This window comes from Streptomyces sp. NPDC127108 (assembly GCF_042677545.1).
Classification (GTDB): domain Bacteria; phylum Actinomycetota; class Actinomycetes; order Streptomycetales; family Streptomycetaceae; genus Streptomyces.
On the sequence record NZ_JBHXTE010000009.1, the window covers coordinates 123,664 to 145,591 of the forward strand.

The 21,928-nt window shown below is 69.0% G+C and carries 27 protein-coding genes; 3 read left to right on the forward strand and 24 right to left on the reverse strand.

All coding sequences use genetic code 11. The features are described from left to right. Positions 1–289: 289 nt before the first annotated feature. The 3 genes from ACFVHO_RS09905 to glmS all read right to left on the reverse strand — a co-directional run bounded on the left by ACFVHO_RS09905 (position 290) and on the right by glmS (position 4,107). Positions 290–1,786, reverse strand: a complete 1,497-nt coding sequence (locus tag ACFVHO_RS09905; RefSeq protein WP_385712013.1) for an NAD(P)H-hydrate dehydratase — start codon at positions 1,784–1,786, stop codon at positions 290–292. Between the two features lie 91 nt (positions 1,787–1,877). Beyond that, positions 1,878–2,246, reverse strand: a complete 369-nt coding sequence (locus tag ACFVHO_RS09910; RefSeq protein ID WP_385712015.1) for a holo-ACP synthase — start codon at positions 2,244–2,246, stop codon at positions 1,878–1,880. Positions 2,247–2,250: 4 nt separating this feature from the next. Then, entirely contained in the window at positions 2,251–4,107 is a 1,857-nt protein-coding gene (gene glmS / locus ACFVHO_RS09915; protein ID WP_385712017.1) for a glutamine--fructose-6-phosphate transaminase (isomerizing), read from the reverse strand. 80 nt (positions 4,108–4,187) lie between these two features. Between glmS and coaA the strand changes: the two genes are divergently transcribed. Next, the gene (gene coaA, locus ACFVHO_RS09920) at positions 4,188–5,195 is read left to right on the forward strand and encodes a type I pantothenate kinase (protein ID WP_234311341.1); all 1,008 of its coding nucleotides are present in this window, start codon (positions 4,188–4,190) and stop codon (positions 5,193–5,195) included. A gap of 32 nt (positions 5,196–5,227) precedes the next feature. Then, complete coding sequence (locus ACFVHO_RS09925; protein ID WP_385712019.1) at positions 5,228–6,178, forward strand: DUF389 domain-containing protein; 951 nt, start codon at positions 5,228–5,230, stop codon at positions 6,176–6,178. Here the strand turns inward: ACFVHO_RS09925 and glmM are convergent. From glmM to ACFVHO_RS09945, 4 genes are all read right to left on the reverse strand, one after another. Beyond that, positions 6,175–7,533, reverse strand: coding sequence for a phosphoglucosamine mutase (gene glmM, locus ACFVHO_RS09930; RefSeq protein ID WP_385712021.1), 1,359 nt, complete (start codon positions 7,531–7,533; stop codon positions 6,175–6,177). The two genes, ACFVHO_RS09925 and glmM, sit on opposite strands and share 4 nt — an antisense overlap. Before the next feature lie 190 nt (positions 7,534–7,723). Further along, positions 7,724–8,245, reverse strand: a complete 522-nt coding sequence (gene rpsI / locus ACFVHO_RS09935; RefSeq protein WP_385712023.1) for a 30S ribosomal protein S9 — start codon at positions 8,243–8,245, stop codon at positions 7,724–7,726. A gap of 42 nt (positions 8,246–8,287) precedes the next feature. Beyond that, entirely contained in the window at positions 8,288–8,731 is a 444-nt protein-coding gene (gene rplM, locus ACFVHO_RS09940) for a 50S ribosomal protein L13 (protein WP_385712025.1), read from the reverse strand. 238 nt (positions 8,732–8,969) lie between these two features. Next, positions 8,970–10,298 (reverse strand): glycosyltransferase 87 family protein, encoded by a 1,329-nt coding sequence (locus tag ACFVHO_RS09945; RefSeq protein ID WP_385712027.1) that lies wholly within the window; start codon positions 10,296–10,298, stop codon positions 8,970–8,972. A 74-nt stretch (positions 10,299–10,372) separates the two neighbouring features. On the opposite strand from ACFVHO_RS09945, the gene ACFVHO_RS09950 reads away from it, so the two are divergent. Further along, positions 10,373–11,221 (forward strand): hypothetical protein, encoded by an 849-nt coding sequence (locus tag ACFVHO_RS09950; RefSeq protein WP_385712029.1) that lies wholly within the window; start codon positions 10,373–10,375, stop codon positions 11,219–11,221. A gap of 21 nt (positions 11,222–11,242) precedes the next feature. Here ACFVHO_RS09950 and truA read toward each other — a convergent pair whose 3' ends face one another. The 17 genes from truA to ACFVHO_RS10035 all read right to left on the reverse strand — a co-directional run bounded on the left by truA (position 11,243) and on the right by ACFVHO_RS10035 (position 21,928). After that, positions 11,243–12,109 carry a tRNA pseudouridine(38-40) synthase TruA gene (gene truA, locus ACFVHO_RS09955; protein ID WP_385712030.1) on the reverse strand — a complete coding sequence of 289 codons (867 nt, stop codon included), beginning with the start codon at positions 12,107–12,109 and terminating at the stop codon, positions 11,243–11,245. A 72-nt stretch (positions 12,110–12,181) separates the two neighbouring features. Next, on the reverse strand, positions 12,182–12,682 hold the full coding sequence (rplQ, locus tag ACFVHO_RS09960; protein ID WP_385712032.1) for a 50S ribosomal protein L17: 501 nt from the start codon (positions 12,680–12,682) through the stop codon (positions 12,182–12,184). A 212-nt stretch (positions 12,683–12,894) separates the two neighbouring features. Beyond that, a complete protein-coding gene (locus tag ACFVHO_RS09965) occupies positions 12,895–13,917 on the reverse strand; it encodes a DNA-directed RNA polymerase subunit alpha (protein WP_016645160.1) in 1,023 nt (340 codons plus the stop codon). A 120-nt stretch (positions 13,918–14,037) separates the two neighbouring features. Next, complete coding sequence (gene rpsK, locus ACFVHO_RS09970; RefSeq protein ID WP_003948617.1) at positions 14,038–14,442, reverse strand: 30S ribosomal protein S11; 405 nt, start codon at positions 14,440–14,442, stop codon at positions 14,038–14,040. 65 nt (positions 14,443–14,507) lie between these two features. Further along, positions 14,508–14,888 (reverse strand): 30S ribosomal protein S13, encoded by a 381-nt coding sequence (gene rpsM, locus ACFVHO_RS09975; RefSeq protein ID WP_380854180.1) that lies wholly within the window; start codon positions 14,886–14,888, stop codon positions 14,508–14,510. A gap of 220 nt (positions 14,889–15,108) precedes the next feature. Then, complete coding sequence (gene rpmJ / locus ACFVHO_RS09980; RefSeq protein WP_003948619.1) at positions 15,109–15,222, reverse strand: 50S ribosomal protein L36; 114 nt, start codon at positions 15,220–15,222, stop codon at positions 15,109–15,111. A gap of 59 nt (positions 15,223–15,281) precedes the next feature. Next, positions 15,282–15,503: a translation initiation factor IF-1 gene (infA, locus tag ACFVHO_RS09985; RefSeq protein WP_003948620.1), complete on the reverse strand. Its 222-nt coding sequence runs from the start codon at positions 15,501–15,503 to the stop codon at positions 15,282–15,284. A 220-nt stretch (positions 15,504–15,723) separates the two neighbouring features. After that, a complete protein-coding gene (gene map, locus ACFVHO_RS09990) occupies positions 15,724–16,560 on the reverse strand; it encodes a type I methionyl aminopeptidase (protein ID WP_385712034.1) in 837 nt (278 codons plus the stop codon). Between the two features lie 98 nt (positions 16,561–16,658). Further along, positions 16,659–17,312 carry an adenylate kinase gene (locus tag ACFVHO_RS09995; RefSeq protein WP_385712036.1) on the reverse strand — a complete coding sequence of 218 codons (654 nt, stop codon included), beginning with the start codon at positions 17,310–17,312 and terminating at the stop codon, positions 16,659–16,661. Continuing rightward, the gene (gene secY, locus ACFVHO_RS10000) at positions 17,312–18,625 is read right to left on the reverse strand and encodes a preprotein translocase subunit SecY (protein WP_385712037.1); all 1,314 of its coding nucleotides are present in this window, start codon (positions 18,623–18,625) and stop codon (positions 17,312–17,314) included. Before secY ends, ACFVHO_RS09995 begins: the two co-directional genes overlap by 1 nt. 246 nt (positions 18,626–18,871) lie before the next feature. After that, positions 18,872–19,327, reverse strand: coding sequence for a 50S ribosomal protein L15 (gene rplO, locus ACFVHO_RS10005; RefSeq protein ID WP_289946941.1), 456 nt, complete (start codon positions 19,325–19,327; stop codon positions 18,872–18,874). Between the two features lie 2 nt (positions 19,328–19,329). Beyond that, positions 19,330–19,512 carry a 50S ribosomal protein L30 gene (gene rpmD / locus ACFVHO_RS10010; protein ID WP_005481207.1) on the reverse strand — a complete coding sequence of 61 codons (183 nt, stop codon included), beginning with the start codon at positions 19,510–19,512 and terminating at the stop codon, positions 19,330–19,332. 2 nt (positions 19,513–19,514) lie between these two features. Further along, positions 19,515–20,120, reverse strand: a complete 606-nt coding sequence (rpsE, locus tag ACFVHO_RS10015; protein WP_005313527.1) for a 30S ribosomal protein S5 — start codon at positions 20,118–20,120, stop codon at positions 19,515–19,517. 61 nt (positions 20,121–20,181) lie between these two features. After that, positions 20,182–20,565 carry a 50S ribosomal protein L18 gene (gene rplR, locus ACFVHO_RS10020; protein WP_037664020.1) on the reverse strand — a complete coding sequence of 128 codons (384 nt, stop codon included), beginning with the start codon at positions 20,563–20,565 and terminating at the stop codon, positions 20,182–20,184. 3 nt (positions 20,566–20,568) lie between these two features. Further along, a complete protein-coding gene (gene rplF, locus ACFVHO_RS10025; protein WP_030359016.1) occupies positions 20,569–21,108 on the reverse strand; it encodes a 50S ribosomal protein L6 in 540 nt (179 codons plus the stop codon). A 24-nt stretch (positions 21,109–21,132) separates the two neighbouring features. Continuing rightward, positions 21,133–21,531 carry a 30S ribosomal protein S8 gene (gene rpsH / locus ACFVHO_RS10030; protein ID WP_030359017.1) on the reverse strand — a complete coding sequence of 133 codons (399 nt, stop codon included), beginning with the start codon at positions 21,529–21,531 and terminating at the stop codon, positions 21,133–21,135. A 211-nt stretch (positions 21,532–21,742) separates the two neighbouring features. Further along, on the reverse strand, positions 21,743–21,928 hold the full coding sequence (locus tag ACFVHO_RS10035; protein WP_003956452.1) for a type Z 30S ribosomal protein S14: 186 nt from the start codon (positions 21,926–21,928) through the stop codon (positions 21,743–21,745).

Consider the following 21,928-nt stretch of genomic DNA (forward strand, 5'->3'; position numbering starts at 1 on the left):
CTAGAAGTGACCGCGCCCCACCGAACCGAAAGCCGGACGCCAGGCCCCCACCGGACCGATAGCCGCGAACCGAACCGGAGGGGACGTGCCGGTATGTCCGCGCGCAGCTCGGACGACCACGATGGACGTACACACAACGCGTACCAGGCCACACACGCGAGCACGGACATACCGGCGCGGCCCCGCCCCACAACCGGACACAAGGCGAAAAGACCGCAGCCCCCACAACCGAACCGAGGGCGAAGGGACAGCCCCCCCGAACGCCCCCGACGCCGACCTCGCCCTCGGCCTACCCCCGCACGTCCCGCCAAGCCAGCGGCACCGCGTCCGCCACGTCCTGGGCCCCCACGGGCGCCCCCTCGGCCGCCAGCCGTGCCGCGAGGCCGTGCAGGAAGGCGCCCACGGCCCCCGCGTCCCGAGCCCCGAGCCCCGCAGCCAGCAACGACCCCGAAAGCCCCGAGAGCACGTCCCCACTCCCGGCCGTCGCGAGCCACGCCGTCCCCGTCGGATTGACGCGCACCGCCCCACCCCCACCCGGCGAGGCCACCAACGTGGTCGACCCCTTCAACAGCACCGTGGCCACGTACCGAGCAGACAGCTCCCGCACGGCGTCGAGCCGAGCCCCCTCGACCTCGGCCCGGGACACCCCGAGCAGCGCGGCCGCCTCCCCGGCGTGCGGGGTGAGCAGGGTGGGCGCGGCACGCTTCCGCACGGCGTCGGGGTCGACGAGCCGCAGCCCGTCGGCGTCGATGAGGACGGGCACGTCGGCGGCCACGACGTCACGCAGACGCCCCGCGTCGTCCCCGAGCCCCGGCCCGGCCACCCAGGCCTGCACCCGCCCGGCCTTGGCGGGAGGCCCGTCGGACACGAGGGCTTCGGGGAAGCGGGCGATGACGGCGTCGGCGGCGGGCCCGACGTACCGAACGGCCCCGGCCCCGCCCCGCAGGGCACCCGCGACGGAGAGGACGGCGGCGCCGGGGTAGCGGGCGGACCCGGCGACGATGCCGACGACCCCACGCCGGTATTTGTCGCTCGCGGCGCCGGGCACGGGCAGCAGCCGCTCGACGTCGACGTACTGAAGGGCTTCGAGCTCGGCTTCGTACGGGGCGAGTTCACCGTCGAGCCCGATGTCGACGAGCCGGACGGCCCCGGCGTACTCCCGCCCGGGGTCGACGAGCAGTCCGGGCTTGTACGTCCCGAAGGTCACGGTCGCGTCGGCGCGCACGGCGTCGCCGGGCACCTGCCCGGTGTCGGCGTCGACGCCGCTGGGCAGGTCGACGGCGACGATCAGGGCGCCGGAGTCCGTGGCGGCGCGGACGAGCCGGGCGGCGGGGGCCCGCAGCCCACCCTTGCCGCCGATGCCGACGATGCCGTCGACGACGAGCTGGGCCCCGTGGACCGCGTCGAGCGCCCCCTCCGAGACAACACCCCCGACACCCCCGCTACCCCCCACAGCCCCCACAGCCCCCACAGCATCAACAACCCGCCCCCCAGCCCCACGAAACGCAGCGAGCCCACCCCCATGCACCCGCTCCGGAGCAAGCAACACCGCCGTCACCCCGGCACCACGCCGAGCGAGCCGGGCCCCGGCGTACAGGGCGTCACCCCCGTTGTCCCCACTGCCGACGAGGAGCACGACGCGCGCCCCGTACACCTTGCCGAGCAACTGCGCGCAGGCCACGGCGAGTCCGGCGGCGGCGCGCTGCATCAGGGCGCCATCGGGGACGCGGGCCATGAGGGCACGCTCGGCGGCTCGGACACTCTCCACGCTGTACGCAGTACGCATGCCCCAAGTCTCCCGCATGGGAGGAAACCCCACGCGTCCGCGAGACACCACCCCCAGCACCCCCGGACCCCAGCACCCCCCGCTCCCCCAACTACCCCTCAGCGATCACCACAGCGGAAGCGACCCCCGCGTCATGACTCAACGAGACATGCCACCCCCGCACCCCCAAGGCCTCAGCACGAGCGGCAACGGTCCCCGAGACGCGCAACCGGGGCTGCCCACTCCCCTCGACGTACACCTCGGCGTCGGTCCACCGCAGCCCGGCGGGAGCACCCAGGGCCTTGGCGAGAGCCTCTTTCGCGGCGAAGCGGGCGGCGAGGGAGGCGACGCCGCGCGGCTCCCCGCTGGGCAGGAACAACTCGGGCTCGACGAAGAGCCGTTCACGCATTCCAGGGGTCCGCTCAAGAGAGGCGGCGAACCGCTCGATCTCGGCAACGTCGATCCCGACGCCAATAATCACGAACTCACTCCACAGTCACCGACTTGGCCAGATTCCGAGGCTGATCCACCTCGTTGCCCCGCGCCACGGCCAGCTCGCAGGCGAAGACCTGCAACGGCACCGTGGCGACGAGGGGCTGAAGCAGCGTAGGCGTAACGGGCACGCGGATCAGATGGTCGGCGTACGGGACGACGGCGTCGTCGCCGTCCTCGGCGATCACGATGGTGCGGGCGCCCCGGGCCCGGATCTCCTGGATGTTGGAGACGATCTTGTCGTGGAGGACGGAGCGGCCGCGGGGCGAGGGCACGACCACGACGACGGGCAGACCCGACTCCACGAGGGCGATGGGCCCGTGCTTCAGCTCCCCGGCGGCGAAGCCCTCGGCGTGCATGTAGGCGAGTTCCTTGAGCTTGAGGGCGCCTTCGAGGGCGACGGGATACCCCACGTGCCGCCCGAGGAAGAGCACGGTCCGGGCCCCGGCGAGGGACCGGGCGAGCGCACGCACGGGCTCCATCCCGGCGAGCACCCGCTCGACCGCGTCGCCGATGTCGGCCAGGTCCCGGACGACGCCGAGTACTTCGTCGCCCCATTGGGTGCCGCGCGCCTGACCGAGGTAGAGGGCGACCAGGTAGCAGGCGACGAGCTGGGTGAGGAACGCCTTCGTGGAGGCGACGGCGACCTCGGGCCCGGCGTGGGTGTAGAGGACGGCGTCGGACTCGCGCGGAATCGTGGAGCCGTTGGTGTTGCAGATGGCGAGGACGCGGGAGCCCTGTTCGCGGGCGTGCCGCAGCGCCATGAGGGTGTCCATGGTCTCGCCGGACTGGGAGACGGCGATGACGAGGGAGCGGGCGTCGAGGATCGGATCGCGGTAGCGGAACTCGCTGGCCAGCTCCACCTCGCAGGGCAGCCGCGTCCAGTGCTCGATGGCGTACTTGGCGATGAGCCCGGCGTGGAAGGCGGTGCCGCAGGCGACGACCACGACCTTGTCGACCTCGCGCAGCTCGGCGGCGGGGATGCGCAGCTCGTCGAGGGTGAGCGCGCCGTCGGCGCCGATGCGGCCGAGCAGGGTGTCGGCGACGGCGCGCGGCTGCTCGGCGATCTCCTTGTGCATGAAGGAGGCGTACCCGCCCTTCTCGGCGGCGGCCGCGTCCCAGTCGACGCGGAAGTGCCGCACCTCGGCGGGGCGCCCGTCGAAGTCGGTGACGGTGACCTCGACGACGCCGCCCCGGCGCACCTCGACGACCTGGTCCTGCCCCAGCTCGATGGCCGACCGGGTGTGCGCGATGAAGGCGGCGACGTCGGAGGCGAGGAAGGCCTCGCCCTCGCCCACGCCGACCACGAGGGGCGAGTTCCGGCGCGCCCCCACCACCACGTCCGGGGCGTCGGCGTGCACGGCGACCAGCGTGAACGCGCCCTGGAGCCGCCGGCACACCAGCCGCATGGCCTCGGCGAGGTCGGCGCGGCCGGAGAACTCCTCGGCGAGGAGGTGGGCGACGACCTCGGTGTCGGTCTCGGAGCGGAGGACGTGCCCGCGTTCGGCCAGCTCGGCGCGGAGGGCGGCGAAGTTCTCGATGATGCCGTTGTGGACGACGGCGACGCGACCGGCGTTGTCGAGGTGGGGGTGGGCGTTGGCATCGGTGGGGCCGCCGTGGGTGGCCCAGCGGGTGTGTCCGATGCCGGTGGCGCCCGCCGGGAGCGGCCGGTCCACCAGGGCCTTCTCCAGGTTGACGAGCTTGCCGGACTTGCGGGCCGAGGCGATCCGGCCGTCGGCGGGTACGGCCACTCCGGCCGAGTCGTATCCCCGGTACTCCAGGCGTCTCAGCCCGGCGAGCACCACTTCGAGCGCCGACTGCGAGCCGACATATCCTACGATTCCACACATGCCGGGAAGCGTACGACGCATATCGACCAAGGTGACGCACCCCACCCGCCGAGCTGTTCAAACAGCCGTAACAATGGAATGTGATCTCTTCGGTCTCAGCGCCCACGAAGGCGCCACGGGGCGCCCACCGGCACAAGCCGGAGGCGACCCCTTATGTCGACCTCACCCGATCCGAGTGGAGCGCGCTGCGCGAGAAGACGCCGCTGCCGCTCACCGCCGACGAAGTCGAGAAGCTCCGCGGTCTCGGCGACGTCATCGACCTCGACGAGGTCCGTGACATCTATCTGCCGCTGTCACGGCTCCTGAATCTGTACGTGGGCGCCACGGACGGCCTGCGCGGCGCCCTGAACACGTTCCTCGGCGAGACCGGCGAGAAGGCCGCGCAGTCGGGCACGCCGTTCGTGATAGGCGTCGCGGGCTCGGTGGCCGTCGGCAAGTCGACGGTCGCCCGCCTCCTGCAGGCCCTGCTCTCGCGCTGGCCGGAGCACCCGCGCGTGGAGCTGGTCACCACCGACGGCTTCCTGCTGCCCACCAAGGAGCTGCAGGCCCGCGGCCTGATGTCGCGCAAGGGCTTCCCCGAGTCGTACGACCGGCGGGCCCTGACCCGCTTCGTCGCCGACATCAAGGCGGGCAAGGACGAGGTGACGGCCCCCGTCTACTCGCACCTGATCTACGACATCGTGCCCGGCGAGCGCCTCACCGTCCGCCGCCCCGACATCCTCATCGTCGAGGGCCTGAACGTCCTGCAGCCCGCCCTGCCCGGCAAGGACGGCCGCACCCGCGTGGGCCTCGCCGACTACTTCGACTTCAGCGTGTACGTGGATGCCCGCCCCGAGGACATCGAGCGCTGGTACCTGAACCGCTTCCGCAAGCTGCGCGCCACGGCCTTCCAGAACCCGTCCTCGTACTTCCGCAAGTACACCCAGGTCTCCGAGGAGGAAGCCCTGGACTACGCCCGCACCACCTGGCGGACCATCAACAAGGTCAACCTCCTGGAGAACGTGGCCCCGACCCGCGGCCGCGCCACCCTCGTCGTCCGCAAGGGCCCCGACCACAAGGTGCAGCGCCTCAGCCTGCGCAAGCTCTGAGGGCCGTGTCAGGGCCGCGTTAAGGTGCGGACATGCTGCATCTGCGCCTGATCACCCCGCCGGACAAGACCGATGACGTGGTGCGTCTGATCGAGAAGACGCCGGGCACCACGCATCTGGCCGTCGTGGCGGGCGCGGCCCGCAACCCCTCGGGCGACATCGTCATGTGCGACGTCGCCCGGGAGGCGGGCGACGAGCTGATCGACGGGCTGCGCGGCCTGGAGATCGACAAGCGCGGGTCGATCGCCCTGGAGAACATCGACCTGTCGCTGTCGCTGCGCGCCGCCAAGGCGGAGGACGAGGCGCCGGGCGAGGGCGCCGACGCGGTCCTGTGGGAGCACCTGGAGGACGCCACCCACGAGGAGTCCACGCTCTCCGTCACCTACGTCGCCTTCATCACGCTCGCCACGATGATCGCCGCGTGCGGCGTGGTGCTCGACAACGCGATCCTGATCGTCGGCGCGATGGCGGTGGGCCCGGAGTTCGGGCCGCTCGCGGGCTTCTGCACGGCGCTCGTGCAGCGCACGCCGCGGCTCGCGCTGCGCTCGCTGATCGCGCTGCTCGTGGGCTTCGCGGTGGCGATGGTGGTGACGGTGGGCTTCAGCTTCTTCATGGACGCGGTCGACCTGTTCGACGCGGAGGCCCTGGACGCCGCACGCCCCAACACCAACTTCATCTACCGGCCCGACTGGTTCTCCTTCGTCGTGGCCGTCCTCGCGGGCGCCGCCGGCATGCTCTCGCTGACCTCGGCGAAGTCGGGCGCCCTGGTCGGCGTCGCGATCTCGGTGACGACGGTCCCGGCGGCGGCGAACGCCGCGGTCGCCTTCAGCTACGACAAGTACAACCAGGCCTGGGGCTCCACCGAACAGCTGCTCCTGAACCTGCTCGGCATCGTCCTCGCCGGTACGTGCACGCTGCTCGCCCAGAAGCTGCTCTGGGCGCGGCAGCGCGAACGTACCGCGAGGACACGCGAACTGGGCTAGCCCAGCGCGGACTTCACCACGTCGGCGAGGCGTCCGGCGACGGAGCGGGCCTGCTCGATGTCGGCGGCCTCGACCATCACGCGCACCAGCGGCTCGGTGCCGGAGGGGCGAAGGAGCACGCGGCCGGTCTGGCCCAGCTCGCGCTCGGCGTCGGCGACGGCCGAGGACAGCTCCGCGGAGGTCTTCACCCGGGACTTGTCGACGTCGGGGACGTTGATGAGGACCTGCGGCAGGCGCTCCATGACGGCGGCGAGGTCGGCGAGGCCCCGCCCGGTCTCGGCGACGCGGGCCGCGAGGAGCAGACCGGTGAGGGTGCCGTCGCCGGTGGTGGCGTGGTCCAGGACGATGACGTGCCCGGACTGCTCGCCGCCGAGGGCGTAGCCGTGCTCCTTCATCGACTCCAGGACGTACCGGTCGCCGACGGCCGTCTGCACGAGGGACAGGCCCTCGCGCTCCATGGCCAGCTTGAAGCCGAGGTTCGACATGACGGTCGCGACGACGGTGTCCTGGCGCAGCACGCCGCGCTCGCGCATGGCGAGGGCGAGGACGGCGAGGATCTGGTCGCCGTCGACCTCCGCGCCGGTGTGGTCCACGGCCAGGCAGCGGTCGGCGTCGCCGTCGTGGGCGATGCCGAGGTCGGCGCCGTGCTCGACGACGGCGGCCTTCAGGAGGTCGAGGTGGGTGGAGCCGCAGCCGTCGTTGATGTTGAGGCCGTCCGGCTTGGCGCCGATGGTGATGATCTCGGCACCGGCCCGGGCGAACGCCTCGGGCGAGACCCGCGCGGCCGCGCCGTGCGCCTCGTCCAGGACGACCTTGAGGCCGTCGAGGCGGTTCGGGAGGACGGCGACGAGGTGGGCCACGTACTGGTCGAAGCCCTCGTCGTAGGTCTTCACGCGGCCGACGCCCGCGCCCGTGGGCCGCTCCCAGGGGGCGCCGGTGCGGTGCTCGTCGTACACGGCCTCGATGCGGTCCTCGAGGTCGTCGGCGAGCTTGTGGCCGCCGCGGGCGAAGAACTTGATGCCGTTGTCGGGCATCGCGTTGTGGCTGGCGGAGAGCATCACGCCGAGGTCGGCGCCCAGCGCACCGGTGAGATGCGCCACCGCGGGGGTGGGCAGCACACCGACGCGCAGGACGTCCACGCCCGCGCTGGCGAGGCCCGCGACCACCGCGGCCTCAAGGAACTCCCCGGAAGCGCGCGGATCACGCCCGACCACCGCCGTCGGGCGATGTCCCTCGAAGGTGCCCGCTTCGGCGAGCACATGCGCCGCGGCGACCGAGAGCCCGAGCGCGAGCTCGGCCGTCAGATCCGCGTTGGCGACACCGCGCACACCGTCCGTGCCGAAGAGTCGTCCCACTGCTGTCCTCCGAACATTGAGTGTCGGCTGGTCCTGCGGACGCGGTGACGTCAGCGGCTCCACCGCACGGTCCCGGACGCTCAGCCTGTCGAACTTCTACCCCAGATCATGGGGTGCTGATAAACGAAACGCCCCGGCAGCACACAGGGTGCCGCCGGGGCGTTCGAGAAGTACTAGCAGGCAGCGATGATTAGCGCTTGCTGTACTGCGGGGCCTTGCGGGCCTTCTTCAGACCGGCCTTCTTGCGCTCGACCGCACGGTCGTCGCGCTTGAGGAAGCCGGCCTTCTTGAGGGCGCCGCGGTTGTTGTCCACGTCGGCCTCGTTGAGGGCGCGGGCCACGCCGAGGCGCAGGGCGCCGGCCTGGCCGGAGACGCCGCCACCCGCGATGCGGGCGATGACGTCGTAGCGGTCGTCCAGCTCGAGCACCTTGAAGGGCTCGTTGACTTCCTGCTGGTGGACCTTGTTCGGGAAGTAGTCCTCGAGCGTACGCCCGTTGATCTTCCACTTGCCGGTGCCCGGGACGATCCGGACGCGGGCGATGGCGTTCTTGCGACGGCCCAGGCCGGCGGCCGGCTGCGGGTCGCCGAAGCGCGCGGCGTTGGACTCCGAGGTGTACTCGCCCTCGACGGGCGCCTCGGACTCGGTGGTGTAGGACTCGATGTCGACGTTCTCGGTCTCGTCGAGCGGCTGCTCAGCGGTGGTCTCGGCCACGATGCTCCTCAGATTCTTTTTCGTCTTAGGGGGTGGCCGGAACTACTGCGCGACCTGGGTGATCTCGAACGGGACCGGCTGCTGAGCGCCGTGCGGGTGCTGGTCACCCGCGTAGACCTTCAGCTTCGAGAGCATCTGACGGCCCAGGGAGTTCTTGGGGAGCATGCCCTTGACGGCCTTCTCGACGGCCTTCTCGGGGTTCTTCTCGAGCAGCTCGTCGTAGCGGACCGAACGGAGGCCGCCCGGGTAGCCAGAGTGGCGGTAGGCCATCTTCTGGGTCTTCTTGTTGCCGGACAGGTGCACCTTGTCGGCGTTGATGATGATGACGAAGTCACCGGTGTCAACGTGGGGCGCGTAGATCGGCTTGTGCTTGCCACGCAGGAGGGTGGCAGCAGTGGTCGCGAGACGGCCGAGGACGATGTCCTGGGCGTCGATCACGTGCCACTGGCGAGTGACATCGCCAGGCTTAGGGCTGTACGTACGCACTTCGTAGCCTTCGCTTCTTCAGTGGATGAGTTCCAGACACACGGATCCTCTGAAGCGATCATGCAGCTGGGGCTCACAAAGGCCGGGACGATGCCCGTATGCGAGCCACTGGTAACTGCTCCAGGGAACTTGCGTAAGGGCCCATCGCGTGAGAACGACCAAGCCAATACGCATAACGAACTGGCACAATACCCGTCATGCCCCGTACGGGTCAAAACGGGGTCGCCACCGGCAACTATCAGCCCGTCGTGGGGGTCCCCCCCTGCTCTTTAAGAGCTTGGGGGAGTTTGAGGACGAGGCGCGGAGCGCCGACAGCGGGGCCCAGGGGCGGCAGCCCCTGCCCGCGGCGGAGCCGCTGATCGGTGCGGCGGGAAGGGGCGGGACCGGGGAGCCCCCGGCAGGGCCCACGGCGCCGCCCGGCGGACGCACACCACCAGAACACCACCGCCGCCAGCACACAGAGCGTGAACGCGTCCTTGAAGGCCCGCTGCGGCAACGCCTCCACCCCCACCCACACGAACCCCGGCACCTGCGGCACCAGCGCCACCCAGAACCACGGCACCCGCACCACGGAAGCCCCCGCCCCAAGCCCCCCGGCCAGCAGCAGCGGCAGCACGACCAGCAGATAGTGGTCGTACGACGGCCGCGACACCAGGAACGCGGCCAGCATCAGGGCCGCCGCCACCTCGACGACCCGCCCCGCGGCGGGCCCCCCGGCCAGCCACCGCCGCCAGGCGCACCACACCCCCGCACAGGCGCCCACGCCCGAAAGAAGCGACGCCACCACCACGGGCACCCCCACCCGAGGCAGCACGGCCGCGGGCGACGCCTCGTACAGCCGCACGAACCGGTCCTCCCCGCGCAGCAGGAACGGCAGGGTCCTGGTGAAGAACGCCCCCGGATCCGGCAGCACGAGCGCCGCGAGCACCGACACCACCACCGGCACGGCCACCGCCACCCCCAGCGCCCGCCACTTCCGCGCGAAGACAAAGAGGAGCAGCACCGGCACCAGCAGCGGCTTCACGGAGACCGCCACCCCGATCACCGCCCCGGCGACCACCCACCGCCCCCGGCACACGCACAGCAGCGCCACCGGCAGCGCGAGGGCGGACGCCACCGTCCAGTTGCCCAGCTCCACGAGGTGCACGAAGGGCGCGAAGCCGAGGACGAGCCCGAGCAGGCCGAGCACCGCGAACCGGCTGCCCCAGGCCACGCCGTGGATCCGCAGCGCGCAGAACCACCCGGAGGCCAGCGCCCCCACCACTCCCACCGGCACGAGCACCCGCGCCACCCCCGGGAACACCGCCTGCGGCACCGCCGCGAGCACGGCCCCCGGCAGATAGAGGAAGTGCCGGTCGGCGTACGGCGAGCGCCCGTCCAGCCAGGCCTCGGCGGCCCGCACGACGATCGCGTTGTCCATGCCGCCGTCCGGCACCCGGTACGCGATCCGCAGCGCCGCCGCCCCCAGGACGACCCCGAGGACGCCCCAGGCCCACCACTCCGCCCGGCGCTCCAGCCAGCCACCCACGCCGAATACCCCAGAAGCATCCTTTTTGCCCGATTTCATGCGGGTCAGGCTAGGGCGAGATCGCCCCACAACCCCGGCTCAACATCCCCACCGCCCCGTCTAAGATGCGGCCCATGAGCTTTGGGCAAGGGGGACCCCAGTGGGGTCCGGGGGGCTCGCAGACCCCCGACTGGGCGGCGCTCGCCGAAGCGTCCGAGGCACGTGCCCGCCGCCGCAAGTGGCTGATGATCGGCGGCGGCGCGCTCGCCACGATCGGCGTCGCCGCGGCCGTCGCCATCGCGGTCGTCTCCGCGAACAGCGACGACGCCACGGCCTCGAACAAGCCCGCCAGCGAGCTGCCCACCAGCGCGGACATCCCCGGCGCCAGCGACTCCCCCGAGCCGTCCTTCGAGGCGACCACGCCTCCGCCCCCGCCGGACCCGAAGGACTACATCTCCAGCGCGAAGAAGGACAAGGCCCCGCTCAGTCCCGAGTCGTTCTTCCCGGGCACGAAGCTGACCTCCGGGGAGCGGGTCTACAAGAAGGGCGCGACGGCGAGCACCAAGAAGTGCGCCTCCGTCGCCCAGCCGGTTCTGGCCAACATCCTGACGAAGAACAAGTGCACCGAGGTGCTGCGCGCCACCTACGCCCGTAAGGGCGTCGCGGTCACCGTCGGCGTCGCCGTCTTCGACACCGAGGCACAGGCCAAGAAGGTCAAGCGGCAGGCCGACAAGGGCCTGATCACGTCCCTGCCCGGCAAGGGCGTGTCCGGCTTCTGCCGTACGACGGTCTGCCGCGGCACGTACAACGCGTACGGCCGCTACGCGTACTTCACGACGACCGGCTTCCTGAACGGCAAGGACGTCACGGAGAAGGACCGCTCCGCGTACGAGGTCGGCGACGACCTCGCCCGCTTCACGTTCCACCAGATCAACCGTCGGGGCGAGGCCCAGGCGTCGGCGGCGGCCAACAACCCCGAGTAGTCCCGCCCGCGGCGGCGATTCTCAGCAGCAGCCCGCAGCGCCCGCGGTCCCGGGCAGCGTCCGCTTGTTCCGCGCCGCCACGCTCCGCGCCGCGAGCAGCTCGTCGGCCGGGTAGCCGACCTCCTCCAGGGTCAGCCCGTGCGGCCGCACCACGTGCACGGCGGAGTCCCGCACCCCGGCGGCAAGCACCTTCCCGGGCCAGTCCGCGGGCCGGTGCCCGTCCCCCACGAACAGCATCGCGCCGACCAGCGACCGCACCATGTTGTGGCAGAAGGCGTCGGCCTTCACGGTCGCCTCGAGGATCCCGTCCGGACGCCGCTCCCAGCGCAGCTCCTGGAGCGTACGAATGGTCGTGGCGCCCTCGCGCCGCTTGCAGTACGCGGCGAAGTCGTGCTCCCCGAGCAGCGCCTCCGCGGCGGTGTTCATGGCGTCGACGTCGAGCGCCCAGTCGTGCCACAGCACGTGCCCGCGAAGCAGCGGATCGACGCCCCCGGGGTGATCGGTCACCCGGTACGCGTACCGCCGCCAGATCGCCGCGAACCGCGCGTTGAACCCGGCGGGCGCCTCTTCGACCTTCCACACCCGGACGTCGTGCGGCAGCCGCCCGGCGAGCCGCCGCAGCAGCTTCTCCCGGTGCTCGGCCCACAGCGCCTCCGGCAGATCGACGTGCGCGACCTGCCCCCTGGCGTGCACCCCGCTGTCGGTCCGCCCGGCCACCGTCAGCTCGTACGTCTCCTGGGACCGCGTCACCGTACGCAGGGCGTCCTCGATCTCACCCTGGACGGTCCGCTGGCCCTCGCGCTGCTTGGCCCAGCCGGAGAAGTCCTTGCCGTCGTACGACAGGTCCAATCGCACCCGGACGAAACCGGGCTCCACTTCCTCACTCACACCGCAATCCTCTCAGGCATGCGAAAGCGGGCCCGCCCCGAAGGGCGGACCCGCTCTCACGAAGGCTCAGCCTCAGGCGTCCTTGGACTCCTCGGCCGGGGCCTCGACGGCCTCGTCGGACTTGGCCTCGACGGCCTCGTCCTTCTTCAGGGCGTCTTCCTTGACGGCACGCTTGGTGGCCGCCTCGGCCTCACCGGTGGCCTGCTGGGCCACGGTCAGGGCCTCCACCAGCTCGATGACGGCCATGGGCGCGTTGTCGCCACGGCGGTTACCGATCTTGGTGATACGGGTGTAGCCACCCGGGCGGTTCTCGTAGCGCGGGCCGATCTCCGTGAAGAGCGTGTGCACGATGCTCTTGTCGGTGATGACCTGGAGGACCTGGCGGCGGTTGTGAAGGTCGCCCTTCTTCGCCTTGGTGACCAGACGCTCCGCGTAGGGACGCAGACGACGGGCCTTGGCCTCGGTGGTGGTGATGCGGCCGTGCTCGAAGAGCTGCTTGGCGAGGTTCGCCAGCAGAAGCTTCTCGTGCGCGGCACTGCCGCCCAGACGGGCACCCTTGGCGGGCTTCGGCATGGTGTATCTCCTTGATGTCTGCCCCGGCCGTACTAGGTACCGAGGTCAGTGTCCGAGCAGGCGGTCGCCCGTCGGAGATCCGGACCGAGCCCCGAAGGGGCGAGTCCGGAAGGGGCGCGGGGCGGTATCGATATGCGACTCCGTCACGTGGGCGCGACAAGCCACAGCGCACCCGCACCCGCACCCAAGATCCGGCAAAAAGCGCCGAGCTCTTAGTACTGCTCGGTCTCGACGAAACCGGCGTCCGCGTCGTCGTCGGCGCCGAAGGCGTCCGCGGCGGCGGTCGGGTCGAACCCGGGAGGCGAGTCCTTCAGGGCCAGGCCCATGCCGTTGAGCTTCATCTTGACCTCGTCGATCGACTTCGCACCGAAGTTGCGAATGTCGAGCAGGTCCGCCTCGGAGCGGGCGACGAGCTCGCCCACGGAGTGGATGCCCTCGCGCTTGAGGCAGTTGTACGACCGAACGGTGAGCTCGAGCTCCTCGATCGGCAGCGCCAGATCGGCGGCGAGCGCGGCGTCCGTCGGGGACGGACCCATGTCGATGCCCTCGGCGTCGATGTTGAGCTCGCGGGCCAGACCGAACAGCTCGACCAGCGTCTTGCCGGCGGACGCCATGGCGTCGCGCGGCCGCATGGCCTGCTTGGTCTCGACGTCGACGATCAGCTTGTCGAAGTCGGTGCGCTGCTCGACACGCGTGGCCTCGACCTTGTACGTGACCTTCAGCACCGGCGAGTAGATGGAGTCGACCGGGATGCGGCCGATCTCCTGGCCGACCTGCTTGTTCTGCACGGCGGAGACGTAGCCGCGACCGCGCTCGACGGTCAGCTCCATCTCCAGCTTGCCCTTGCCGTTGAGCGTGGCGAGGACGAGGTCGGGGTTGTGCACCTCGACACCGGCCGGGGGCGCGATGTCGGCGGCGGTGACCAGACCCGGGCCCTGCTTGCGCAGGTACATCACGACCGGCTCGTCGTGCTCCGAGGAGACGACCAGCTGCTTGATGTTCAGGATGAGGTCGGTGACGTCTTCCTTGACGCCCGGCACGGTGGTGAACTCGTGCAGGACACCGTCGATGCGGATGGACGTGACCGCCGCACCCGGGATCGAGGAGAGCAGGGTCCGACGCAGGGAGTTGCCGAGGGTGTAGCCGAAGCCCGGCTCCAGCGGCTCGATGACGAACCGGGAGCGGAACTCGTCGACGACCTCTTCGGTCAACGAGGGACGCTGAGCGATCAGCATGAAGTGAATCCTTCAGTCAGGGGCACCCACTATTTGATGCCCGACTAGTTACCAAGGGTACGGGCGGCACGGCCACAAGGAGCCGTACCGCCCGAAAACCTCGAAATCAAGCGACGAACGTCAGACGCGGCGGCGCTTGGGCGGACGGCAGCCGTTGTGCGGCGTGGGCGTCACGTCCTGGATCGAGCCGACCTCAAGACCGGTCGCCTGCAGCGAACGGATGGCGGTCTCACGACCGGAACCCGGACCCTTGACGAAGACGTCGACCTTGCGCATGCCGTGCTCCTGCGCGCGACGGGCAGCCGACTCGGCGGCCATCTGCGCGGCGAACGGGGTGGACTTGCGCGAGCCCTTGAAGCCGACGTGGCCGGCGGAGGCCCAGGAGATCACGTTGCCGGTCGGGTCCGTGATGGACACGATCGTGTTGTTGAACGTGCTCTTGATGTGGGCGTGCCCGTGAGCGACGTTCTTCTTTTCCTTGCGGCGCACCTTCTTGGCAGCGCCCTGACGACCCTTGGGGGGCATCTATTACTCCTACGGGAGGTGGTCGGTCCTGCAGCGTCAGCTGTCGATAGACCGCTGAGCGAGGACTACTTCTTGCCCGGCTTCTTCTTGCCGGCGATGGCGCGACGCGGGCCCTTGCGGGTGCGAGCGTTGGTGCTGGTGCGCTGACCGCGGACGGGCAGGCCACGGCGGTGACGCAGACCCTGGTAGCAGCCGATCTCGACCTTGCGGCGGATGTCGGCCTGAATCTCGCGACGGAGGTCACCCTCGGTCTTGATGTTCTGGTCCACGTACTCGCGGATCTTGACCAGGTCCTCTTCGGACAGGTCGCGAACGCGGGTGTTGCGGTCGATCTCCGTGGCGTCCAGCGTCTGCTGGGACAGCGTCCGGCCGATGCCGAACACGTAGGTGAGGGCGACCTCGATGCGCTTGTCGCGCGGGAGATCGACTCCTTCAACGCGTGCCATTCATGGCTCCTGTTGATACTCGGAGGTCTTCAGCAGAACCGCTCCCAACCGCCGTTCCCTCCGGGTGGAAATTCACCGGGAAGAGTCGGTACGAACTGGGTCCCCGGCCTCCGAGCCGGGGGTGTCGCCCTCCATTACCGCTGTGGACCTGAAGAGGGACGGGTCCTGCACATGTGCTGTTACGTGCGTCGCGCGAAAATCTGCGAGTGCAGTACGTGCGTCAGCCCTGGCGCTGCTTGTGGCGCGGGTTGTCGCAAATGATCATGACCCGGCCGTGACGGCGGATCACCCTGCACTTGTCGCAGATCTTCTTGACGCTCGGCTTGACCTTCATGGGTGTGAGGTTCTCCGGGTCAGTGCCACCACCCCGCCGGGGCGGAGTGCGGGCAAGATCTACTTGTACCGGTAGACGATCCGGCCACGCGTCAGGTCGTACGGAGACAGCTCCACCACGACCCGGTCGTCAGGGAGGATGCGGATGTAGTGCATGCGCATCTTGCCGCTGATGTGTGCCAGGACCTGGTGGCCGTTCTGGAGCTCCACCTTGAACATGGCGTTCGGAAGAGACTCGACGACAGTGCCTTCGATCTCGATGGCACCTTGCTTCTTGGCCACGCTTCGCCCTTCGAATCGACTACCTTGATCGACTCTGTGAGCGTTACGCAGACATGCGAATGCACGAGAGCCGACGCGTCAGTCTACGTCAGTGCACTCGGAAAGACGAATCGGGTATGACTGCCCGCTCACGAAGATCCTTAAGCAAGGGCACGGTCAGGGCCCCGGCGCGACCATCGGCGCCGGGTGGGAACAGCTCCGGGCCGAAGCCCGGACGACCTCAGCCCAGCGGATCCGGCGCCGCCGTGATCCCGTACTCCGCCAGCTTCGCCTTGCCGCCATCGGGGGCCGTCAGGACCAGCGGACCCTGCTCGGTCAGCGCGACGGAGTGCTCCCAGTGCGAGGACCAGGTGCCGTCGGTCGTGATGACAGTCCAGTCGTCCTCGAGGACCTCGGTCTTGGCGGTGCCGAGGGAGACCATCGGCTCGATGGCCAGGCACAGGCCGGGGACCAGCTTGAGGCCGCGGCCGCGGCGGCGCTCCACGTAGTTCAGGAGGTGCGGGTCCATGTGCATCTCGGTGCCGATGCCGTGGCCGCCGTAGTCCTCGACGATGCCGTACTTGCCGCGGGCGGGGCGGGGCTGGCGGCGGATGTAGGTCTCGATGGCGCGGGAGATGTCGACGAGCCGGTTGCCCTGCTTCATGGCCGCGATCCCGGCCCACATCGACTCCTCGGTCACCCGGGAGAGCTCGACCAGCTCCGGCGCGTGCCCGCTGCCCACGAAGGCGGTGAAGGCAGCGTCGCCGTGCCAGCCGTCGATGATCGCGCCGGCGTCGATCGAGATGATGTCGCCGTCCTGGAGGACCACGTCCTCACTCGGGATGCCGTGGACGACGACCTCGTTCTTGGAAGTGCAGATGGTCGCGGGGAAGCCGCCGTACCCGAGGAAGTTCGACTTGGCGCCGTGCTCGGCGAGGACCTTGCGGGCCACGTCGTCCAGGTCCTTGGTGGTCGCCCCCGGGACCGCGGCGGCACGCGTCGCCTGGTGGATGGCGGCGACGACAAGCCCCGCCGCCCGCATCTTCGCGATCTGCTCGGGAGTCTTGATCTGCACCATCGGGCTTCCGCTCTCCGTCTTCCTACAACCTTTGGGTACACAACACTACGGCCGCGGCGCCCATGACGGGCACCGCGGCCGAAGCGACGTGCTGATGACTACGCGTCGCCCTGGAGGGCGGCCATCGCGCGCTTCGTGACCTCGTCCACCTTGCCGAGCGCGGAGATCGTGACGACCAGACCCTGGGTCCGGTAGTAGTCGATGATCGGCTCGGTCTGCGTGTGGTAGACCTCGAGGCGCTTGCGGACGGTGTCCTCGCTGTCGTCCTCGCGCTGGTACAGCTGGCCGCCGCAGACGTCGCAGACGCCTTCCTGCTTCGGCTTGGAGTACGTCACGTGGAAGACGTGGCTGGAGTCCTTGCGGCAGATGCGACGGCCCGCGATCCGCTTGACGACCTCGTCCTCGGGGACCTCGAGGTCCAGGACGGCGTCGAGCTTCACGTCGTCGGCCTTGAGGGCCACGTCGAGCGCCTCGGCCTGCGACACGTTCCGCGGGAAGCCGTCGAGGAGGAAGCCGTTCTCCGCGTCGGGCTGCGCCATGCGGTCCTTGGCCATCCCGATGGTGACCTCGTCGGGGACCAGGTTGCCGGCGTCCATGTAGGACTTGGCCAGCTTGCCGAGCTCGGTCTGCTGACTGATGTTGGCCCTGAAGAGGTCGCCCGTGGAGATGTGCGGGATCGACAGGTTCTTGGCAAGGAACGCGGCCTGCGTTCCCTTGCCGGCACCGGGCGGCCCGACTAGGACGATACGCATCAGCGGAGGAACCCTTCGTAGTTGCGCTGCTGGAGCTGGCTCTCGATCTGCTTCACGGTCTCCAGACCCACACCCACGATGATGAGGATGCTCGTCCCGCCGAACGGGAAGTTCTGGTTCGCGCCGAAGCCCACCAACGCCATCGTTGGCACAAGAGCGATCAGACCCAGATACAGCGAGCCCGGCCACGTGATCCGGTTGAGTACGTAGCTCAAGTACTCAGCGGTCGGTCGGCCAGCCCGGATGCCCGGGATGAAGCCACCATACTTCTTCATGTTGTCCGCGACTTCCTCCGGGTTGAAGGAGATCGCCACGTAGAAGAAGGCGAAGAAGACGATGAGGACGAAGTAGGTGACGATGTAAATCGGGTGGTCACCCTTGGTCAGGTTCTGCTCGATCCAGGTCTTCCAACTCGACTGACCACCCGCGAACTGGGCGACGAGAGCCGGAATGTAGAGCAGTGACGAGGCGAAGATCACAGGGATGATGCCCGCCTGGTTGACCTTCAGCGGGATGTACGTCGACGTACCGCCGTAGGACCGGCGGCCGATCATGCGCTTCGCGTACTGCACCGGGATGCGGCGCTGTGCCTGCTCGACGAAGACGACCAGGCCGACCATGAACAGACCGACCAGGATCACGGTGCCGAACTCGATCCAGCCGCCGGCCAGGTCACCCTGCTTCTTGATGCCCCAGAGGGCGGCGGGGAAGGTCGCGGCGATCGAGATGAACATCAGGATCGACATGCCGTTGCCGATGCCGCGGTCGGTGATGAGCTCGCCGAGCCACATCACACAGGCGGTGCCCGCGGTCATGGTGAGCACCATCGTGATGGTCACGAAGATCGACTGGTCAGGAACGATCTCGCTGGCGACCGGGCAGCCGCTGAACAGCGTGCCGGTGCGGGCGGTGGCGACGAGGCCGGTGCCCTGCAGGATGGCGAGCGCGATGGTCAGGTAGCGCGTGTACTGCGTGATCTTGGCCGTGCCGGCCTGGCCCTCCTTCTTGAGGGCTTCCAGGCGCGGGATCACCACGGTCAAGAGCTGCAGGATGATGCTCGCCGTGATGTACGGCATGATGCCGAGCGCGAAGATCGTGATCTGAAGAAGCGCGCCACCACTGAACATATTGACCAGACCGAACAGGCCCTGGTTGGCATTGGCCGCGTCGATACAGGTCTGGACGTTCTTGTAGTTGATGCCGGGAATCGGTACGTGCGTACCGAGCCGGTAGATCACGATGATGCCGAGCGTAAAGAGCAGCTTCTTGCGCAGGTCGGGCGTCTTGAACGCCCGGGCGAACGCGGTGAGCACGGTGCCTCCTGCGACCCCCGCGCTACTGCGTCAGAGGTGACGGTGGTGAGTCCGACGGATAAGTACGTAACGACTAGAAACAGGCAAGAACCGCACGCCCTGTCGCGAGGACAGACCGCGCGGAAAGTAACAGTGCACGCCACCTTACCGGCGACCGTGCCCCCCTTGGAACGACCAACCGGGGATGCCCCTTTTGTGGGGCATCCCCGGTTGGGATCGCTCAAGTCATCGAGACGCCTGGGAAATTCAGACGAGCTCGGTGACGGTACCGCCGGCGGCGGTGATCTTCTCCTTGGCGGAGCCGGAGACGGCGTCAACCGTCACCTGCAGCGCCACGGTGATCTCACCCTGGCCGAGGACCTTGACAAGGCTGTTCTTGCGAACGGCGCCCTTGGCGACCAGGTCGGCCACCGTGACCTCGCCACCCTCGGGGTAGAGGGAGGCGAGCTTGTCCAGGTTGACGACCTGGAACTCGGTCTTGAACGGGTTCTTGAAGCCCTTGAGCTTCGGGAGACGCATGTGGAGGGGCATCTGCCCACCCTCGAAGCGCTCCGGAACCTGGTAACGGGCCTTGGTGCCCTTGGTACCACGACCGGCCGTCTTACCCTTCGACGCCTCACCACGACCGACACGGGTCTTCGCGGTCTTGGCACCGGGGGCGGGACGGAGGTTGTGGATCTTGAGCGGGTTGTTCTCCGCCATGATCAGTCGACCTCCTCGACCGTCACGAGGTGGCGGACGGTGTGCACCATGCCGCGGAACTCGGGACGATCCTCCTTGACGACCTGCGTGTTGATGCCCTTGAGACCAAGGGAGCGCAGGGTGTCGCGGTGGTTCTGCTTGCTACCGATGTACGACTTCGTCTGCGTGATCTTGAGCTGAGCCATGATTACGCACCCGCTCCCGCACGCGCACGCAGGAGAGCCGCGGGGGCGACGTCCTCGAGGGGCAGACCGCGGCGGGCCGCGATCTCCTCGGGACGCTGCAGGCCCTTGAGGGCCGCCACGGTCGCGTGCACGATGTTGATCGCGTTGTCGGAGCCCAGGGACTTCGACAGGATGTCGTGAACGCCGGCGCACTCGAGCACGGCACGCACCGGGCCACCGGCGATAACACCGGTACCGGGGGAAGCAGGCTTCAGCAGGACGACGCCCGCGGCCTTCTCACCCTGGATGGGGTGCGGGATGGTGCCCTGGATACGGGGGACCTTGAAGAAGTGCTTCTTGGCCTCCTCAACACCCTTGGCGATGGCGGCCGGCACCTCCTTGGCCTTGCCGTAACCGACACCCACGGTGCCGTCACCGTCGCCCACCACGACAAGCGCGGTGAAGCTGAAGCGACGACCACCCTTCACAACCTTGGCGACGCGGTTGATCGCGACGACGCGCTCAACATATGCGGTCTTCTCGGCGGCGGCAGCGCCACCGTCACGGCCCTTCCGGTCCCGCCGCTCGCCGCCACCGGCACCGCTTCCACGGCGCTGGGGTCCAGCCATTGGATTACCTCTCTCTTTTCCGCTAGCTACGCAGTGACATCAGTCGCTGCGCGACGGGGCCTCAGAACTTGAGCCCGGCTTCGCGGGCGGCGTCCGCCAGGGCGGCGATGCGCCCGGCGTACTGGTTACCACCACGGTCGAACACGACAGCCTCGACGCCGGCGGCCTTGGCGCGCTCGGCGACCAGGGCGCCGACCTGCTTGGCCTGCGCGGACTTGTCGCCCTCGCCACCGCGGATCGACGCGTCCAGGGTGGACGCCGACGCGAGGGTGTGACCCTTCACGTCGTCGATCACCTGGGCGACGATGTTGCGGTTGGAGCGCGTCACGACCAGGCGCGGACGCTCGGCCGTACCGGAGATGTGCTTCCGGATACGAATGTGACGGCGCTTGATGGCAGCACGCTTGTAAGCGTCGCCCTTAGCAATCTTGACACCGTATGCCATGGCTTACTTACCCGCCTTTCCGACCTTGCGGCGGATGACTTCGCCCTCGTACTTGACGCCCTTGGCCTTGTACGGGTCAGGCTTGCGCAGCTTGCGGATGTTGGCCGCAACCTCGCCGACCTTCTGCTTGTCGATGCCCTCGACCGAGAACTTGGTCGGCGACTCGACCTTGAACGAGATGCCCTCGGGCGCCTCGATCAGGATCGGGTGGCTGTAGCCGAGCGAGAACTCCAGGTTGGAGCCCTTCGCCAGGACGCGGTAACCGACACCGCTGATCTCGAGCTTCTTCACGTAACCCTGGGTCACACCGGTGATCATGTTCGCCACCAGCGTGCGGGACAGGCCGTGAAGGGCCTTGTTCTGACGCTCGTCGTTGGGACGGGTGACGTTCAGAACGCCGTCCTCGCCCTTAGCGATCTCGATCGGCGCGACAACGGTGTGGTTCAGGGTGCCCTTGGGGCCCTTCACCGAGACCGTCTGCCCGTCGATGGTGACGTCCACGCCGGCGGGAACCGTGATGGGGAGCTTGCCAATACGCGACATAGCTGTTTCCTCCGTTCCCTTCCGCTACCAGACGTAGGCGAGGACTTCCCCACCCACGCCCTTCTTGCCCGCCTGCTGGCCGGTGAGCAGACCGTGCGACGTGGAGATGATCGCCACGCCCAGGCCGCCGAGCACCTTCGGCAGGTTGGTGGACTTCGCGTACACGCGCAGACCCGGCTTCGAGATCCGCTTGATGCCCGCGATGGAGCGCTCACGGTTCGGACCGAACTTGAGCTCGAGAACGAGGTTCTTGCCGACCTCGGCGTCCTCGACCTTCCAGCCCGTGATGAAGCCCTCCTGCTGGAGGATCTCCGCGATGTGCGACTTGATCTTGCTGTGCGGCATCGCCACGGAGTCGTGGTACGCCGAGTTCGCGTTCCGCAGACGCGTAAGCATGTCTGCGATCGGATCAGTCATGGTCATGAATTGGCCTTCGGCCTCTCTCGCCGGGGTTTCCTGTATGCGCCATCCCTCTCCCCACTCAGTGGCGGGACGGGTGCGGCGCGGGGACCTACGGCGTAGTAAGTCGTACGAGGGCGGCAGGCGCCCAACCACACAAGCCTAAGGCATGTGCGGTGGGCCACCCACCAACCTCATTGCTTACCGAGAGCGTCCGGTAATCCCAACTAGGGGTTTACCAGGAGCTCTTGGTCACGCCCGGCAGCTCGCCACGGTGAGCCATCTCACGAAGGCACACGCGGCAGAGGCCGAACTTGCGGTACACGGAGTGCGGGCGGCCGCAGCGCTGGCAGCGGGTGTAGGCACGCACACCGAACTTGGGCTTACGAGCAGCCTTGGCAATCAGAGCCTTCTTCGCCAT

Bases quoted from the DNA above. Each gene is read 5' to 3' on its own strand.
- ACFVHO_RS09950 (WP_385712029.1), top strand. From the start codon at position 10,373: ATGAGCTTTGGGCAAGGGGGACCCCAGTGGGGTCCGGGGGGCTCGCAG.
- rpmJ (WP_003948619.1), bottom strand. From the start codon at position 15,222: ATGAAGGTCAAGCCGAGCGTCAAGAAGATCTGCGACAAGTGCAGGGTG.
- map (WP_385712034.1), bottom strand. From the start codon at position 16,560: ATGGTGCAGATCAAGACTCCCGAGCAGATCGCGAAGATGCGGGCGGCG.
- rpsE (WP_005313527.1), bottom strand. From the start codon at position 20,120: ATGGCTGGACCCCAGCGCCGTGGAAGCGGTGCCGGTGGCGGCGAGCGG.
- ACFVHO_RS09925 (WP_385712019.1), top strand. From the start codon at position 5,228: ATGCTGCATCTGCGCCTGATCACCCCGCCGGACAAGACCGATGACGTG.
- ACFVHO_RS09965 (WP_016645160.1), bottom strand. From the start codon at position 13,917: ATGCTGATCGCTCAGCGTCCCTCGTTGACCGAAGAGGTCGTCGACGAG.
- rpsH (WP_030359017.1), bottom strand. From the start codon at position 21,531: ATGACCATGACTGATCCGATCGCAGACATGCTTACGCGTCTGCGGAAC.
- ACFVHO_RS09945 (WP_385712027.1), bottom strand. From the start codon at position 10,298: ATGAAATCGGGCAAAAAGGATGCTTCTGGGGTATTCGGCGTGGGTGGC.
- rplO (WP_289946941.1), bottom strand. From the start codon at position 19,327: ATGGCGGAGAACAACCCGCTCAAGATCCACAACCTCCGTCCCGCCCCC.
- rpmD (WP_005481207.1), bottom strand. From the start codon at position 19,512: ATGGCTCAGCTCAAGATCACGCAGACGAAGTCGTACATCGGTAGCAAG.
- ACFVHO_RS09995 (WP_385712036.1), bottom strand. From the start codon at position 17,312: ATGCGTATCGTCCTAGTCGGGCCGCCCGGTGCCGGCAAGGGAACGCAG.
- rplQ (WP_385712032.1), bottom strand. From the start codon at position 12,682: ATGCCGAAGCCCGCCAAGGGTGCCCGTCTGGGCGGCAGTGCCGCGCAC.
- glmS (WP_385712017.1), bottom strand. From the start codon at position 4,107: ATGTGTGGAATCGTAGGATATGTCGGCTCGCAGTCGGCGCTCGAAGTG.
- rpsM (WP_380854180.1), bottom strand. From the start codon at position 14,888: ATGGCACGCGTTGAAGGAGTCGATCTCCCGCGCGACAAGCGCATCGAG.
- rplR (WP_037664020.1), bottom strand. From the start codon at position 20,565: ATGGCATACGGTGTCAAGATTGCTAAGGGCGACGCTTACAAGCGTGCT.
- ACFVHO_RS10035 (WP_003956452.1), bottom strand. From the start codon at position 21,928: ATGGCGAAGAAGGCTCTGATTGCCAAGGCTGCTCGTAAGCCCAAGTTC.
- ACFVHO_RS09905 (WP_385712013.1), bottom strand. From the start codon at position 1,786: ATGCGTACTGCGTACAGCGTGGAGAGTGTCCGAGCCGCCGAGCGTGCC.
- rpsK (WP_003948617.1), bottom strand. From the start codon at position 14,442: ATGCCCCCCAAGGGTCGTCAGGGCGCTGCCAAGAAGGTGCGCCGCAAG.
- rplF (WP_030359016.1), bottom strand. From the start codon at position 21,108: ATGTCGCGTATTGGCAAGCTCCCCATCACGGTTCCCGCCGGCGTGGAC.